Origin of the sequence: Faecalibacterium taiwanense, from assembly GCF_036632915.2 — a bacterium.
Classification (GTDB): Bacteria; Bacillota; Clostridia; order Oscillospirales; family Ruminococcaceae; genus Faecalibacterium; species Faecalibacterium taiwanense.
This window is the reverse complement of record NZ_CP155552.1, coordinates 1731522-1747357: the sequence shown is the minus strand read 5'-3', so window position 1 is coordinate 1747357 and position 15836 is coordinate 1731522. Positions and strand designations below refer to the sequence as shown.

The following is a 15836-nucleotide window of genomic DNA, read 5'->3' as shown; positions in this document are numbered from 1 at the left end:
GAACAGAATATGCACAAAATCAAAGAGTTTGTAATTTTTTGATAGAACATTTCCCAAATCACTGTAAAATCTCTGAAGATGAGGAGGACGCAGGGATGTATTTCAACTCAGGATATTTGAACAACTCCCGTTTGGATTTCAAAGACTACTCAAAGCCGCTGGTCGTAGGCAGCTGCGGCACTTATCGCTTGAAAAAACGCCCTAAGCTACCTACTTTTTGGGCAAAGGGTCGCAGAGACTATCAAATCCTCTATGTGGCATCTGGTAAAGCACATTTCTGGTTCGATGGTGTTGAGGAAGTGGTGACTTCTGGACACATGGTGCTTTATCAGCCGAAAGAAATCCAGAAGTATGTCTACTATGTAGAAGATCATCCAGAGGTGTTCTGGATTCACTTTACAGGATACGATGTCAAAAACATCCTGAACTATCACGGAATACCCTTGGACAAGCACGTTTTTTACAGCGGCACACTGCCGGATTACAAAATGCTGTTCCGAAAGATCATCCGGGAACTGCAACAATGCGAATATGGCTATGAAGACTATATTGCTTCTCTCTTCAACATCATTCTGCTTTTAGTAAGCAGGCAACAGCAGGAAAGCGAGAAAACAACTACAAGCATCCCGGAAGAAATCGAAGCCGCCGTTGCCTACTTTAACGAGAACTATAACACAAAGGTCAGTGTGGACGATTACGCAGAATCGCTGCATATCAGTACGAACTGGTTTATCCGTAATTTTAAGCTGTACATGAAAATAAGCCCTGCACAATACATCCTGTCCCTTCGGATGGTAAATGCACAAAGCTTATTGGAGAACACCGAATACAATATTGGAGAAATTGCAGAGATCGTAGGGTATGATAACCCACTCTATTTTAGCCGGGTATTCAAGAAAGAGTATGGTGTCAGTCCGGCACAGTACCGAAAGAATCTGGAAGAATCTACTGAAAAATGAGAAAGATTCCTTGATTCAGAAGTTCCTGCCTGTTGAGATGTACCTGACATATCAAGTTGACGGCGAACCGTTGGAACAGCTCCCGAATGGATACAGCGACCATTATGTGCCGGATGGCTTTGTACGAGATTAGAGTGTATACAAGGAGGTCTCTTTATGTTAGAGCATTTTTTCAAATCGCTAGTTGCAACAGTTTCTGACCCTTACCAATGCAATCGCATCACGGATGCGTTGGCGGCAGCTGGAATTAAATTCTATTGCAAATCCAAAGATGTCAATCGGCATAACACATTTGACCAAGCGAGAATTGGAACCCTCGGCATAAAACCGCAGTATGTCACAGAGGTGTTTGTGGACAAAGAAAATGCTGATATGGCTCTGCACATTATACATACCCTGTCATAAGCCCGGAGTTCCCCTGCGAACAAAACATTCCGATATAAAAAAGGACGCTGCCGCCTCTGGGTGAGAGGTTGCAGCGTCCTTTTGGCATCAGAGGGCGAATGATCTGTCAGACTAAACGGCTCCCAACGAATGCGATGCTTTTAGCTTGCGTCTTTCTGTTCGTCAAGAATGCGCCAGCCGTCCATCAGGTCTGAATTTTCCATAATAAAGGTGTGGGCGGTATCCTGTCCCCACGAGTTGTCGTATTTCAGCATCAGATAATCGCTCAACTCGGTTCGATTTTTGAACTTCAACAAGCGATACGGCTCCTGAAAAGCGACCTTTTCGACGAAATATACCGCATCCGATGTGGGAATCATAACGCCGACATGACCGATCATAAGAGAATTGTCCGTTTCAGAGAACTGATCGTGCAGGACTACGGAGACGAGACGGATCTTATCATCGTCCACGAAGGAGAGACCGCGTTTCTTCCATTCCTGCTGAATCGTTTTCAAATGGGTAGGAATATCGGTCGTATTAGTGGTTTTAACCGGGGCAAAAAGCGCATCAAACTTTTGCCGTTCGTCGCCGCAAAGGGATTCTGGATCGGAATCCAGTGTTTCATAGTCCATAAACAGGGTGTCCTCGGCTGAGTCAAGGTCTGCCTTGCCCGTGACAGTGATAAAATCACCGAACAGCCCACAAGCAGTGATCCGACAGTTCCAGCCGGGGAAGGTGTCATATTTTTCCGTCCATGCGTCCTGCATGGAGTAAGGATCGTATTTCAGATCCGAAGGCTTGGCATTTTCAAACCCTGTGGTGAGCCATGCCGGGTCCACAGCATTGTTGAACTTTTGCACATGATCAAAGAAGGTCTGTATCCGTAGGTCGGATACGCCGGCATCCTGCAAAAGCTTGGAAAGAAGAGCTTGTGTATCCGAATCTGCCAAATTGGAGTATTCAATTTGCTGAAGGACGGGCTGAGAAGTTTTTTGAGTGCAGCCTCCTGCCAGAAGCGCACCGCAAAAAAGTGCAGCGGTGCAGACAAGAAAAGTTCGACGTTTCAAAAATGGTCACCTCGTTGTGTTTTTCGGAAAATTTCTTTGAGTGCCGGAGTCTCAACCATAGGCGAAGAGAGCAACGCCGTTGGTCTCGTAACGAATGGTATCACAGATAAACAAAGAAAATCAATGACTTCTGTCGTATTTGACCATATATAATGTTGAAGTATCCATATCCCATACGGCTAACGCCCATTTGGGGAAAGACAATGCGGCAGTTTTCTGAACGATTTTCTTCATGTCGGACACAACAGGAGTATACCCAAGTTGGAATAAGAATTTTCCGTTTTTTCTGAATGGAAGGTTCAAATCGCTTTCCAGATAGACGGAGGATACCAACTTGCGAAGCGCGGCACGGCGATTTCGGCCAACCTCGTTTCCGCCGCCTTGATGGAATCGCCCTACAGCTCAGTTTCCACCGCAAGCTGCTCCTGCTTCTCTTTTTCATCAGCGATTTGGACATCAACATCTTCGCGCATCTTTTTCAGAAGTGCAAGGACTCGCTTGATTTGGCTCTTGGTGTTTTCCACTCTGCTCTGCGCCTGATTGATGTGATCCAGAACTGCCCAGTCTGCAAAGAGGCCATCAAAGAAGAAATCTGCGAATTTCAAAAAACTGTCTACCGCAACCTGAAGGTCTGCGGTGATCTCAACATCGGCAAGCTCAGTTTTGAACCGCCGCAGTTCCACTTGAAGCTGTTCCACCTGCTCCTGTGCATTGTCCAGTTCCTCATACTTGGCAAGATCAGCCATCAAACCGCCGCCCATTACGTCCCATGTACTCCAGCCCTCGGCATTATCCAGCGTTTCCAGAACTTCATTGACCGTGTGCAAGGCGGTCTTTCCGGCGTTGATGGCTTCCAGCAGCTCCCGCTTTTGGACTTTCAGTGCGGCAATGCGGCTTTCGCTTTCCACAATCTGCTGTGCGGCAGGGTGGGCAGAGACTTTGATGCTTTTGATTTTTTCGGAAAGAGCAGCTTGATACTGCCTTTCGCAATCGGACAGCCGTGCCAGTCTATTTTGAATCTGCTTCAAGTCGGCATCAACGGAAGAAAGATCATGGAGAGCCGCATCGTACTTGACGCGGGCTGCATAGGCTTCCTGCCGTTCTTTGTCCAGCTTTTCATCCATTTTTCCAATCACTTGATAGAAAAATGCGGCAAGGCTGTGTCCCTCCAGACGGTCCACATCAGCCTGCTCTGCCAGCTTGGATTTTTCCAGCTTTTTCAGGCAATCAGCAAGCGTATCTCTCTGGGCGGTCAGTTCTTTCTGTTTTGCTTCGCAGCTTTTCTTTTCAGCGACCTGCTGCCAAAGCTCTTTCAACGTAGAATCACTCATATGGAATGTCCTTTCCCGGCATTACGTTTCTTCGTTCAGAAGCTAGTTCAAAAAATGCTGCCGATTATTTACAAATGTTTTGGTGATAACGTAGCTGTCCGTATCTTCATACTGACAAGGATGAATCGTGCCATTGTCGAAGCTAAAAATTTCAGCATCAGGCATTCCGAGGAGAATTGGTGAATGTGATACGATACTATATAATGTGGGAGAACGCTTAGTTCCGCTCAAACCCAAGATAGCGGGTGCCCTGAAAACTCAGCTTTCCAATGTCGCCCTCCACAAGCATTCCGTAGTCCGAACCACTTACGGTAAGCTCTATGCGGTCGCCGCTCTCTACCTGAAAGGTTACATAATAGGTCGTGAACGTATGCGCCATCGTATTGTCTGTATGGTGGCGAGAAACTTCCGTGCGCTTTGCCACAACCGTTGCCGGAACAGTCAGCCGCGGCGAATGGTTGTTTTTATTCCATGTGCTGATATTTCCGATGATGGTGTATAGGATCATACCCAAAACCACAAGGAACAGGATGGGAAACAGAATGCTGAACAGCATATCAATTCCAGCGTAAAACATCTTATTCCTCCAAAATTTCTTCCAGCAGGTTCTTTACATCGTCCAGAAAAGATTCTTCTCCAAGGGTGTTCACCTTGAAGAACACCGCTTGACTGCCTCCTGCGGTGATGGCAGACAGCCGAATCGGACTGTCCGCATTCTGGAACATGGTCAGTGTCAGACTCAGGCGGTTGCCGCCCATCATGCTGTACCGTTCAAACACACGGACACTGCACCGGGCATCGCCCTCTTTGAAATCACTGCCTGCCTCTAAATCTGCCGACCAACTGCTGTCCGGGATTTCTTGTTCCAGCTTCCGAAGCAGTTTGTCAAAATTCTTGTTTCGGATGGTCTTTTCAAAGATTGCCATAATGGTTCCTCCGTTCTGACAATTAAAAATCGGTCCCTTATTTTTGATACGAGCAGAGCCACAGGAAAATTGCGGAGAAATCGCTTGAAGAGAGGAATTTTGTCTAATTTGATTATAGCATATCTTTTAGAAGAACAAAATACTTTATGTACGCCGCCCGCAGGCGGCAAAGATCAGTCCAGTGGAAATTCCAGTTCGGCAAACTCTGCATCGGTCAGCAGTTTCAGTTTTTCGATGACCTGTTCGGACAGCTCCCGCAGGGCGGTTTCGTCCGGCATCAGGTAGCATTGCATCAGCCTCAGTTCGTGGATAAGCCCCAGCCGGGTGCCGGTGTTGTAGAACATGGAGATAATGCTCAGTCATCTCGGTGTCGGCATGGCCTACATTGCCTCCATGGGCTGGATCTTGTTTATGCAGAAAAAGGGCCTTTGGCAGCAGCTGATCCACGCAGCCGCCGGATGTGAAAAGCTCTTCTTCACACTGGGTGGTTTAGTGTTGATGATGAGCCTGCACATTTTTTCCATTCATGCTAACCATCTACGATTATTTCCTCAATAGGTCGTTTTGCATTTTATGCCATGCAAAAGGCAGAATCAGATATAAAAAGTTCTTTCGTATGTAAAAGCCTTCAAAAACAACTTGAAACACTTTTGTTGCAATGGTACAATAATAATGTTATTTTATGGAAGCTCGGCGCAAAGCCCATGCGGACAGGCTGCGGGTGTGTGGATTCCTATGGGATGTGTAAGAATAGCTAGGGCAGCACTGCGCTACTGCACTTTCCGATAATGTGAGGGAGGTATAATTTATATGATGAAAAAGATCTCCCGCCGCTCTTTTTTGCAGGTCTGCGGCATTACGGCAGCCACGGCGGCGTTGACTGCCTGCGGCGGCGGTAAGACCGAAACGGCTAAAAAAGACGATGTGCACGAAGCCATCACCTTTATGGCACCTTATAAGGAGATAGAAGCCTTTATTGAGCAGGTACACAGCGTTTACCCGGAAGTGAACATCGAGGTCGTGCCCTACAGCGGCGATAACACCACCACCTGTTTGCAGAATATGTTTGCGGCGGGCGACCTGCCGGACGTCTGCACCTTGACCTACTACGACCCCCGGATCGATCTGGTCTCCGACAAACTGCTGGACCTTTCCGGCTACGATTTTACGGATAACTATGTGGAGTCCCGTCTGCAGGACGTGTTCGACAACGGTGCCATCTACCTGCTGCCCTCGACCTACAACTGCTACGGCATCACCTACAACAAGACCCTGCTGAAAAAATACGGCTGGGAGCTGCCCAATTCTTTCGCTGAGCTGGAAGAACTGGCTGCAAAGGCCAAGAAAGCAGAGGTCGATCTCTGTCTGCCGCAGATCCAGTATCCGGGCTATGGTTTCCAGTATCTGTGCAACATTGCGGACGCCGATTTCCTCGGCACACTGGACGGCAGGCTGTGGCAGCGGGATTATCTGTCCGGTAAGGCGAATGTCAGCAATACCCCCGGCATGATGCGGGCGATGGCCTATGTCCAGAAGTGGAAGGACATCGGGATGCTGAACGACACCGGCGATGCTCTTGACGACAATGTGACCCGGCAGAGGATGACCGAGGGCAACACCCTGTTTCTGATGGGCGGCACCAACGGCATCGTGGAGGCAGACGGCAACGCCGATAAATACGGGCTGATGCCGTTTCTCTCGGAGGACGGCACCCAGAACGTTTTTGTGCTGAATGTGAACCGCTTCTACGGTCTGAATAAAAAGCTGGAGCAGGACCCCCAGAAGCTGGAAGATGCGCTCAAGGTGATGCGTGTGCTTTCCACCGTTGCAGGCACCAGCGCTCTGCAGCCCGCAACGGCGCTGAAAAGCAGCCTGCTGCCCTTCAAGGACGCAAAAGCGGACGGCACCTACTATGCCGACATCGCCGATGCCCTGAATGCAGGCAACACCGCGCCCTTTATCTATTCCGGCTGGGAAAACACCATCGTGACCACTGGCCTTAAAATGCTGGACTTCATGAAGGGCAATGCCACCATGGAGGATGTGGTCCGTCAGCTGGACGAGGATCAGGATAGTGTGGTGAACAACACCCCGGATACCATCACTACCGTTACGGAGGAGCTTTCGCAGGAGGACTGCGCCATGCTGGTAGGCCGCTGCTTTGCACAGGCTACCGGCAGCGACCTTGCACTGGTGTCGCTGAGCACATGGATCCCCGGCAACCCCACCGATCAGAACCATCACGGCGTAGCTGCCAAGCTGTACGCCAAGGGCATTACGGATTACGACCTTTCGGTGATCCTGCCCACCGGCTGGAACCGCACCATCCAGACCGTTACCCTGACCGGGCAGCAGATCAACGACCTGCTGGCCACGGGCTACGATGCCTACGGCAACGGCAAGGGCTACCCCTATGTGCTGGTAAGCCCGGTGCAGCCGGATGCGGGCAAGACCTATCAGGTTGCCATCTGCGGTGTGAGCGACCAGTTGGCTGCGGAGACCACGGTCACAGACAGCGGCGTGGTGGGCATGGATGCTGCAAAAGCCTTCTTTGGTGCATACACCACCATCAGCCGGGCAGACACTGCATGGAGCTGAACAGAACGGACAGGAGATACCGGATGTGAACAACAAACTATATAAAAAGCTGCTTTGGGGCACCGGCTTTGTCATTGTTGCGGTCATCCTGACCCTTTTTATCATGAGCCAGACCTACATCCAGAACCTTGTCTACCATGAGCGGCTGAACCAGATGGAAGAGGTCACCCACCAGATGTTCCGCAGTCTGGAGGATGTGATCGACACTCACTGGGACGAGGTGAATGTACAATGCAATTATTTGTACTACACCCCGCTAAAGACCGATACCGAGTTCTATCGCTATCTGAAAAAGCTGTCGGAGCTTTCCAATTACCATGAAAGACAGATCGAACTGATTGCCGTGGACTCTGCCGGACATTACTATACTGAGAATGGCCGCATGGGGCTGCTGCGAGGAATGAAGTATTTGGAAAGCGCACCGCAGCGGGTCAGCTACGTTTCTAACTCGCTGACCGTGGACGACTCCCGGATGGTGTTTCTGGAAAAGCTCTCCACCCCCATCACACTGCAAAGCGGAGAAAAAGAGATCACCCTGTGCTACTTTGGTATTTCGCAAAGCATGACCCAACTGAACGATTATTTCCGCTGTGATGCCTACGAAAATAACAACAGCGTCTATGTGCTGGATAACGACGGTTTCAAGCTGTTCAACGCCAACGATACCGAACTGCTGAAGGGACACAATGTATACACCGTGCTATCCTGGATGTCCTATCTGCACGGTTCTTCCTTTGCGGAGGCAAAGGAGCGGCTTGACCGCACAGGCTCCTGTTATTCCAACGCCGTGCTGGACGGGACCGAGTATTTCTACGCCCTGAAGCAGATGGAAAACGCCCAGTGGACACTGGCGTTCCTTGTTCCGGCAAAATATGTGGCCGTGAATACGCAGAAGCTGGTCAGCATCGTCATGATCATCATCATCGTCATTGCAATGGTGTTCTCGGTCATAACAGTTTTCGTCGGCTGGTTTCTCCTGCGGCAAAAGCAGCAGCAGGAGCTGCAGGCAGAAAAAGAAGCGAACCTCCGTCTGGAGCAATACAACATCCATCTGACGCAGGTAAACGATGAGCTGCGGCAGGCACAGGACATTGCCGCAGAGGCGTTACAGTCCGCCGAGCGCGCCAGCAAGGCTAAGACGGACTTCCTTGCCAACATGAGCCACGATATCCGCACCCCCATGAACGCCATCATCGGCATAACTACTCTGATGAAAAACGAGCTGCACCAGCCGGAAAAGCTGGCCGAACATCTGGACAAGCTGGAAAATTCCGGCCAGTTGCTGCTGGGCATCATAAACGATATTCTGGACATGAGCCGCATCGAGAGCGGCAAGACCACCCTGAATGTGGAAAAAATGAATCTGCCCCAGCAGATCAGCCAGCTGGACAGCATCATCCGCCAGCAGGCAGGCCAGCGCAGCCAGACCTTTACGGTAAACACCCATCTGCAGCACGAAAACGTGCTGGCAGACCCCAACCGTCTGAATCGGGTGCTGATGAACATCCTCTCCAACGCAGTCAAGTATACGCCCACCGGCGGGCATATCCGGTTTGAGGTGGACGAGCTGCCCCGAAACGAGCACTACGCCCGATACCGCTTTGTGGTGCAGGATGACGGCATTGGCATGAGCGAGGCCTACCAGAAGACCCTTTTTGACCCCTTTACCCGCGAGGAACGCTCCGGAACCAACAAGGTGCAGGGCACCGGCCTTGGTATGGCCATCACCAAGAACATTGTGGACCTGATGGGCGGCTCTATCAATGTGGAGAGTACCACCGGCAAGGGCACTCGCTTTGAGGTGGTGCTGGAATTTCCCGTTGATGCCGAAGCAGATACGGTGCCAGAGGCACAGATGCTCCCGGAGGAAGAGAAAGAAACTTCTCCTCTGTCCGGCATGAAGTTCCTCTGCGCCGAGGATAACGCCATCAACGCCGAAATTCTGGAAATGCTGCTGGAAGCCAATGGCGCAAGCTGCACCATCTGCTCCAACGGTCAGGAAATCGTGGATGCCTTTGCCAGCGTAAAGCCCGGCGAGTACGACATGATCCTGATGGATGTGCAGATGCCTGTGATGGACGGCTTGGAAGCCACCCGCCGCATCCGCAGCGGCGAGAATCCGCTGGGCAGGATCATTCCCATCCTTGCCATGACCGCCAATGCCTTCCTTGAGGATATGCAGAAGAGCAGGGAAGCCGGCATGGACGAGCACCTGTCCAAACCTGTGGATATTGCTGCGCTGGAGCAGACGGTAAAACGCTTCCGTGTTATCCCCCCGAAAATAAATAGCGGACAAGCGCGTTTCCGCAGAGGAAGCACACAAACGATGTGAATGATGCAGGAGAAGATTAGAACGTGAATACACTTTCCGAGATCGAGGAGTATTACAAAGCGCGTGAGCAGCAGCTGTTGGAAAAACTTCATCAACAGGAAGCCGCTCTTGCCGCAATGCCTGACGGATATCCAAGCTGCCCTGAAAGAAGAATTACAGCAGCACAACTGAGCTGCGGATGCGATCAAAACAGGAGTATAAAAAGCCCGAATGAAACACAGAATCTCACGCCGTGCATTCCTGAACGGATGCACGCTGCTGGCGGCAGCTGCTGCCGTAAGCAGTCTGACTTCCTGCGGAGAAAAGGAAGCGAAAGACAGCGGTCTTGCACAAATCGTTGTGGGAAGCGACAGCTATCCACCTTATATCTATCTGAATAATGACGGTGTTCCCACCGGAATCGATGTGGAGATCGCCACCGAGGCGTTCCGCCGCATGGGGTATGCTGCCCGGTTTGAAACGATCAACTGGGAGCAGAAAACAAATCTTGTGGAAAGCGGCGCCATCGACTGCATCTGGGGCTGCTTTTCCATGGATGGACGCGAAGAGGTATACCGCTGGGCGGGGCCTTACATGGTGAGCCGTCAGGTGGTTGCGGTGGATGCCGACAGCAGCATCCGATCCCTTAGCGACCTTGCCGGCAAGACCGTCGCCGTGCAGAGCACCGGCAAGCCGGAAGAGATCTTTCTCAGCGGCTCCGACCCGCGCATCCCGCAGACGGTGGAGGTGCTCAGCATCGAAAACCGCAGTGTGCAGTACGCAATGCTGGCCTGCGGCTATGTGGACGGCATCGCCGCCCACGAGACAGGCATCCTGCAATATATGAAGGACAATGCCGTAGACTTCCGCATTTTGGAGGAACCGCTGCTGGTCACCGGGCTGGGCATCGCCTTTGCCAAGAACGACACCCGCGGGCTGGACAGCCAGCTGACCGATACCCTTGCGCAGATGCGCGCGGATGGCACGCTGGAGCGGATCATTGGCCGATACCTTGAAAATGCTTCGCAGTATCTGGAGGTGGACATAATTGGCGCGTAAAAACAGAACCACCCCGGATAAAAGGATATGGACAGCCTATCTGATCATCGGCGTGCTCTTGATGGCCGGTGTTGCTTTTTTCTCCAGCTGGCGGGCAATGCGCACAGCAGAGGAACGCTTTTGCCAGACCCTTGAGTTTGTCAAATCCCAGTCCACCAGCTTTGAAAAGCACAACGATACCATCACGGCAAAGGCACTCCGCCGCACGGCGGTCGCAGCCCATCAGCTGGCAGAGAATCCTGCGCTTGACCTCTCCGACCCGCAGTGCCTGAACAGGCAGACAGAAAAGCTCTGGCTCACCGGCATTTCGGTTCTGGGACCGGATGGCACGCTCCGGTGCGAGTCCACGACCAACGGCATCGGCTATGACCGATTTGGCGACCAGCTGAAAAATGACGCTGTTCTAGACGTTTTATCTTACCCGCGAAAGACCTATGTGAAGCGCGTCCTGCTGGAAGATGGCTCTGCTGTGGATGTTGCGGCACACCGGGCAGAAAGCACAGAGCTGCTCCTGCTTGCCTACCGGTACACCCCGGCGGAATTTGTGGAGGAAACGGCGCTGTCCATCCAGAGCATACTGGATGGCTACCCGGCAGAAACCAGCGGCACGCTGTTCATCGTGCAGAACAATCAGGTCGTTGCCGCAAACCGCCCGGAGCTGATTGGGCAGGATGTTGCAGGCAGTCCGCTGGCGCAGGGGATCCGCAAAGCCGGGGCCGCAGAGAAGCTGACCCATACCCGGGACTGGAACGGCTCCGGCTGCTATTTCGGGATGTTCTGCCATGGCAGATCCTTCGATCTCTATGCGTACACGGATGAAAAAATAATCTTCCGGGAGGCGCTTTTGCTGATCCTGACGGTTCTGGTCGGCTACATCCTGCTTGTAATGATCCTTCAGCTGCTGCGCCGCCGCTCCGCGCAGGAGATGGAGCTGCAGAAAAAAGAGCAGGAGAGGAAGTACCAGACCCAGCTGGAGGAACAGAACCGCAAGCTGGAGATCGCGCTTCAGCACGAGGGGCGGCAAACCGCGCCAAGCGGGAGTTCCTGTTCAATATGAGCCACGATTTCCGCACCCCCATGAACGCCATCATCGGCTTCACTTCGCTGGCTGCGACCCATATCGACAATAGGGAACAGGTGCTGGACTACCTCAAAAAGATCTCCACCTCCAGCCAGCATCTGCTTTCCCTCATCAATGATGTGCTGGATATGAGCCGCATCGAGAGCGGAAAGGTAAAGATCGAGGAAAAAGCGGTGCATCTGCCGGACCTCGTCCACGATGTGCGCTCCATCATTCAGCCCAATGTTTCGGCAAAGCGGCTGTCGCTTTTTATTGATACCATAGATGTGGAGAACGAGGATATCATCACCGACCCGCTGCGGCTGAACCAGATCCTGCTGAACATTTTGTCCAATGCCATCAAGTTCACTCCCACAGGTGGCATGATCAGCATTCGCATTGCTGAGAAAAACGGTGCGCCTGCGGGCCGGGCCTGCTATGAGTTCCGCATCAAGGACAACGGCATCGGCATGAGTGAGGAATTCCAGAAGCACATCTTTGAGGAGTTCGCCCGTGAGGAAAACTCCACCGTCAGCGGCATTCAGGGTACCGGCCTCGGCATGTCCATCACCAAGAACATTGTGGACCTGATGGGCGGCACCATCGCCATTGAGAGCGAGCCGGGCAAGGGCAGCGAGTTTATCGTGAATCTCTGCTTTGCGCTCAGCGGACAAAAGGTGGAGCTCAGGCAGCTCCCGCAGCTGGAAGGGCTGCGGGCACTGGTGGCGGACGACGATACCGACACCTGCCTGAGCGTCAGCACCATGCTGTCCAAGATCGGGATGCGGCCGGAGTGGACGATCTCCGGCAGGGAAGCGGTGATCCGCACCCGGTATGCCATGGAGCAGGGGGATGAATTCAGCGTTTACATCATCGACTGGCTGATCCCCGATATGAACGGCATCGAGATCGTGCGGCAGATCCGCAAGGTGATTGGAAAAAGCCGCCCCATCATCATCCTGACCGCCTACGACTGGGCCGATATTGAAGAGGAAGCCCGTGCGGCCGGTGTTACCGCCTTCTGTGAAAAGCCGCTGTTCCTCTCGGAGCTGCGCAGAGTGCTGGCAGAGCCGTTCGGTGCAGAGCCTGCCTGCAGGCCGGTGCAGCTGAACGCGGAGGCCTTCAAAGGGAAAAAGATCCTGCTGGTGGAGGACAACGAGCTGAACCGTGAGATCGCAGTGGAGATCCTGAAGGAAGCGGGCTTTGAGGTGGAATCTGCCGAGGATGGCGAGATCGCCGTCCGGAAGATGAAGCAGGCGGCAGACGGACAGTATGACCTGATCCTCATGGACATCCAGATGCCCAACATGGACGGCTACGAGGCAACGCGGCAGATTCGTGCGCTGCCGGATGCCGCAAAGGCTGGCATCCCCATCTTTGCAATGACGGCAAATGCCTTTGAGGAAGACCGTCAGAACGCACTGAAGGCCGGTATGAACGGCCATATTGCAAAGCCGCTGGATATTCCGCACCTGCTGCAGGTCCTTGCAGATGTACTGAAATAAACAGCGCCCAAAAGCAAAAGCACCCACAGCAAGCGCCACAGAGGTTTTGAATCTCCGGTGAGCAAATTTCTGCGGGTGCTTTATTTCTTATGCCTGAACGGCAGTTTCTGTGATGTTTGGTGTAGCAATTTAACTGTACCACAGAACGGCTCATTCGTCTTTTTTCACTTTGTGACACATCTATTGTAATCCCACACAGCTTTTATGGACCAATATATGAAATTTTATTGAATATTTTTCATGGTAGTGGTAAAATATTTTTATGTCTCTGTCATTCTGTGCCCCTTCGCGGTAAAAACAGAAAAGACGCAAAAATTGCGGCATCCTTTCCGTGGGTGGGTTTTACAGCGCACACTCTTGCGGACGGTGATGTATGATCAGTAAGCCAAAGCAGCCAACCGCAAAACGATGGCTGCCCAAGAAGTGTGAGGAGAAGGATCGGATGAAAACAAAAACATTGCGCCGCCTATTTTCCATGCTTGCGGCACTGGTGATGGGGCTATCCCTGCTCACCGGATGCAGCGAAAAAAATGCGGAACGAACACAGGAGCAGGAAGACGCTCAGACTATTCAGGTGTATCTGTGGAGCACCAGCCTGTACGAAAACTATGCGCCCTATGTTCAGGCGCAGCTGCCGGACGTGAACATTGAATTCATCGTAGGCAACAACGATCTGGATTTTTACAAGTTTTTGCAGCAGAACGGCGGTCTGCCGGATATCATCACCTGCTGCCGCTTCTCGCTGCACGATGCGGCACCGTTGAAGGACAGCCTGATGAACCTTGCCATGACCAATGAGGCGGGCGCTGTGTACAACACCTACCTCAACAGCTTCAAAAACGAGGATGGCAGTGTGAACTGGCTGCCGGTGTGCGCGGATGCCCACGGCTTTGTGGTCAACCGCAGCCTTTTTGAGCAGTACGATATTCCCCTGCCTACCGATTACGCAAGCTTTGCAGCTGCCTGTCAGGCTTTTGAAAAGGTAGGCATCTGCGGCTTTACCTCCGATTATACCTACGACTACACCTGCATGGAAACCCTGCAGGGGCTTTCCGCTGCCGAGCTTACCACCACCGCGGGGCGCAAGTGGCGCACTACCTACAGCGCCCCCGCCAGCACCGCGCGGGTGGGTCTGGACGACACCGTATGGCCGGGGGCGTTTGAGCGGATGGAGCAGTTCATTCAGGATACCCACCTTACAGCAGATGATCTTGCGTTGAATTACGACGATGTGACCGGAATGTTCCGGAACGGAGAAGTTGCCATGTACTTTGGCAGCTCTGCCGGCGTGAAGATGTTTCAGGATGAGGGCATCGACACGATCTTTCTGCCCTTCTTCAGCCAGAACAGCGAACCGTGGATCATGACCACCCCCTATTTCCAAGTTGCCCTGAACCGGGATCTGGAGCAGGACACCACGCGCCGCGAAAAAGCCATGAAGGTGCTGAACGTCATGCTCTCCGAACAGGCGCAGAACCGCATCGTCTCGGAGGGGCAGGACATACTGAGCTACAGCCAGAACGTTCCCCTGCGCCTGACCGAGTATCTGAAGGACGTCCGCAGCGTGGTGGAAGAAAACCACATGTATATCCGCATCGCCTCCAACGATTTCTTTGCCGTTTCCAAGGATGTGGTCTCCAAAATGATCGCAGGCGAGCTTACCGCTGAGCAGGCGTATCAGGCCTTCAATGCCCAGCTCCTTGCCGATGAGGAGCCTGCCGACAACGAGACCGTGCTGACCTCCGGGAAGGCCTATTCCAACGTATTCCACGCAAACGGCGGCAGCGCTTCCTTCTCCGTGATGGCAAACACGCTGCGCGGCGTGTATGGCACGGATGTACTGCTTGCCACCGCAAACAGCTTTACCGGCAGTGTGCTGCAGGCGGATTATAACCAGAAAATGGCAGCTTCCATGATCATGCCGAACGGTCTGATGTCCCGCCAGCGCACCATGACCGGTGCGGAGCTGAAAGAGACCGTCCACGCCTTTGTGGAAGGCTGCGAGGGCGGGTTTGTGCCCTTCAACCGTGGTTCTCTGCCAGTGGTCAGCGGCATTGCTGTGGAGGTAAAAGAGAATAACGGCAGCTATACCCTGACCGGCATCACCCGGAACGGGCAGCCACTGGGAGATAACGACACCGTTACCGTGACCTGCCTTGCAACGGAAAAGCAGATGGAAGCGCTGCTTGCGAGCGATAGCGGCACGTCTGTGGGCGAAGATACGTGGGTAAAGAACACATGGCGCGATTATATCTCCGGCGGCGCAGCGCTTGCAGAGCCGGAAAACTACATGACACTGAGGTGAGCGGAATGGCAGACGAAAAGCACGAATCCAAACACAGCTGCTATTCCCGGCACAAGTGGCTGCCTGCCGCCGCTGCCATCCTTCTTTTGGTCTTTCTGGCAGCCGGTTTCAGCGTCCGGTACATCTCGTTTATGTCGCAGACCATCTATCAGGAAAGCACCTCGCATCTGGAAGAGGTGCTGTATAAATCCAATAGTATGCTGAAAGAGATGGTGCGCAAAAACATGACCTATCTGCATCTGTGCAACGGCTTTCTGAAAAACACCTCGAATGAGGATGAAATTCAGGCCTATATCGAGTAAGCACAGCAGGCAACCGGATTTGTTAA

The 15836-nt window shown here is 52.5% G+C and carries 15 protein-coding genes and 1 pseudogene; 11 read left to right on the top strand and 5 right to left on the bottom strand.

Annotation, left to right across the window (positions count from 1 at the left end; genetic code table 11):
• Positions 1-95 precede the first annotated feature (95 nt).
• The 3 genes and pseudogenes from PXT33_RS08715 (at position 96) to PXT33_RS08705 (ending at position 1364) form a co-directional block, all read left to right on the top strand.
• Positions 96-959 (top strand): AraC family transcriptional regulator, encoded by an 864-nt coding sequence (locus PXT33_RS08715; RefSeq protein ID WP_005941554.1) that lies wholly within the window; start codon positions 96-98, stop codon positions 957-959.
• Between the two features lie 7 nt (positions 960-966).
• Positions 967-1089: pseudogene (locus tag PXT33_RS08710) on the top strand (Tat pathway signal sequence); the annotation flags it as partial.
• Between the two features lie 26 nt (positions 1090-1115).
• Positions 1116-1364 carry a hypothetical protein gene (locus PXT33_RS08705; RefSeq protein ID WP_005941557.1) on the top strand — a complete coding sequence of 83 codons (249 nt, stop codon included), beginning with the start codon at positions 1116-1118 and terminating at the stop codon, positions 1362-1364.
• 140 nt (positions 1365-1504) lie between these two features.
• On the opposite strand, the gene PXT33_RS08700 is transcribed toward PXT33_RS08705, so the two are convergent.
• The 5 genes from PXT33_RS08700 to PXT33_RS08680 form a co-directional block, all read right to left on the bottom strand.
• Positions 1505-2413 (bottom strand): DUF4300 family protein, encoded by a 909-nt coding sequence (locus PXT33_RS08700; RefSeq protein ID WP_332376354.1) that lies wholly within the window; start codon positions 2411-2413, stop codon positions 1505-1507.
• Between the two features lie 395 nt (positions 2414-2808).
• The gene (locus tag PXT33_RS08695) at positions 2809-3744 is read right to left on the bottom strand and encodes a hypothetical protein (protein ID WP_217297631.1); all 936 of its coding nucleotides are present in this window, start codon (positions 3742-3744) and stop codon (positions 2809-2811) included.
• A gap of 217 nt (positions 3745-3961) precedes the next feature.
• Complete coding sequence (locus tag PXT33_RS08690; RefSeq protein ID WP_097775663.1) at positions 3962-4321, bottom strand: DUF2500 domain-containing protein; 360 nt, start codon at positions 4319-4321, stop codon at positions 3962-3964.
• Between the two features lies 1 nt (position 4322).
• Positions 4323-4670: a DUF6054 family protein gene (locus PXT33_RS08685; protein ID WP_158405469.1), complete on the bottom strand. Its 348-nt coding sequence runs from the start codon at positions 4668-4670 to the stop codon at positions 4323-4325.
• A 173-nt stretch (positions 4671-4843) separates the two neighbouring features.
• Positions 4844-5014, bottom strand: a complete 171-nt coding sequence (locus PXT33_RS08680) for a transposon-transfer assisting family protein (protein WP_332376353.1) — start codon at positions 5012-5014, stop codon at positions 4844-4846.
• On the opposite strand from PXT33_RS08680, the gene PXT33_RS08675 reads away from it, so the two are divergent.
• From PXT33_RS08675 to PXT33_RS08640, 8 genes are all read left to right on the top strand, one after another.
• The gene (locus tag PXT33_RS08675) at positions 5013-5228 is read left to right on the top strand and encodes a hypothetical protein (protein WP_173015221.1); all 216 of its coding nucleotides are present in this window, start codon (positions 5013-5015) and stop codon (positions 5226-5228) included. The two genes, PXT33_RS08680 and PXT33_RS08675, sit on opposite strands and share 2 nt — an antisense overlap.
• Before the next feature lie 252 nt (positions 5229-5480).
• Positions 5481-7268 carry an extracellular solute-binding protein gene (locus PXT33_RS08670; protein ID WP_347070286.1) on the top strand — a complete coding sequence of 596 codons (1788 nt, stop codon included), beginning with the start codon at positions 5481-5483 and terminating at the stop codon, positions 7266-7268.
• 25 nt (positions 7269-7293) lie between these two features.
• Positions 7294-9600 carry an ATP-binding protein gene (locus PXT33_RS08665; protein ID WP_332376351.1) on the top strand — a complete coding sequence of 769 codons (2307 nt, stop codon included), beginning with the start codon at positions 7294-7296 and terminating at the stop codon, positions 9598-9600.
• 210 nt (positions 9601-9810) lie between these two features.
• Complete coding sequence (locus tag PXT33_RS08660) at positions 9811-10638, top strand: transporter substrate-binding domain-containing protein (RefSeq protein WP_332376350.1); 828 nt, start codon at positions 9811-9813, stop codon at positions 10636-10638.
• On the top strand, positions 10628-11695 hold the full coding sequence (locus tag PXT33_RS08655) for a hypothetical protein (protein ID WP_347070285.1): 1068 nt from the start codon (positions 10628-10630) through the stop codon (positions 11693-11695). The genes PXT33_RS08660 and PXT33_RS08655 overlap by 11 nt, the downstream gene beginning before the upstream one ends.
• A complete protein-coding gene (locus tag PXT33_RS08650; RefSeq protein WP_347070284.1) occupies positions 11692-13203 on the top strand; it encodes a response regulator in 1512 nt (503 codons plus the stop codon). The genes PXT33_RS08655 and PXT33_RS08650 overlap by 4 nt, the downstream gene beginning before the upstream one ends.
• Positions 13204-13645: 442 nt before the next feature.
• Entirely contained in the window at positions 13646-15508 is a 1863-nt protein-coding gene (locus PXT33_RS08645) for an ABC transporter substrate-binding protein (RefSeq protein WP_332376348.1), read from the top strand.
• A gap of 5 nt (positions 15509-15513) precedes the next feature.
• A complete protein-coding gene (locus PXT33_RS08640; protein WP_345786149.1) occupies positions 15514-15810 on the top strand; it encodes a hypothetical protein in 297 nt (98 codons plus the stop codon).
• Positions 15811-15836 lie beyond the last annotated feature (26 nt).

Coding starts and splice junctions, on each gene's coding strand:
- PXT33_RS08680 (WP_332376353.1), bottom strand. CDS start 5,014: ATGTTCTACAACACCGGCACCCGGCTGGGGCTTATCCACGAACTGAGG.
- PXT33_RS08645 (WP_332376348.1), top strand. CDS start 13,646: ATGAAAACAAAAACATTGCGCCGCCTATTTTCCATGCTTGCGGCACTG.
- PXT33_RS08705 (WP_005941557.1), top strand. CDS start 1,116: ATGTTAGAGCATTTTTTCAAATCGCTAGTTGCAACAGTTTCTGACCCT.
- PXT33_RS08685 (WP_158405469.1), bottom strand. CDS start 4,670: ATGGCAATCTTTGAAAAGACCATCCGAAACAAGAATTTTGACAAACTG.
- PXT33_RS08690 (WP_097775663.1), bottom strand. CDS start 4,321: ATGTTTTACGCTGGAATTGATATGCTGTTCAGCATTCTGTTTCCCATC.
- PXT33_RS08675 (WP_173015221.1), top strand. CDS start 5,013: ATGGAGATAATGCTCAGTCATCTCGGTGTCGGCATGGCCTACATTGCC.
- PXT33_RS08650 (WP_347070284.1), top strand. CDS start 11,692: ATGAGCCACGATTTCCGCACCCCCATGAACGCCATCATCGGCTTCACT.
- PXT33_RS08660 (WP_332376350.1), top strand. CDS start 9,811: ATGAAACACAGAATCTCACGCCGTGCATTCCTGAACGGATGCACGCTG.
- PXT33_RS08695 (WP_217297631.1), bottom strand. CDS start 3,744: ATGAGTGATTCTACGTTGAAAGAGCTTTGGCAGCAGGTCGCTGAAAAG.
- PXT33_RS08670 (WP_347070286.1), top strand. CDS start 5,481: ATGATGAAAAAGATCTCCCGCCGCTCTTTTTTGCAGGTCTGCGGCATT.
- PXT33_RS08640 (WP_345786149.1), top strand. CDS start 15,514: ATGGCAGACGAAAAGCACGAATCCAAACACAGCTGCTATTCCCGGCAC.
- PXT33_RS08715 (WP_005941554.1), top strand. CDS start 96: ATGTATTTCAACTCAGGATATTTGAACAACTCCCGTTTGGATTTCAAA.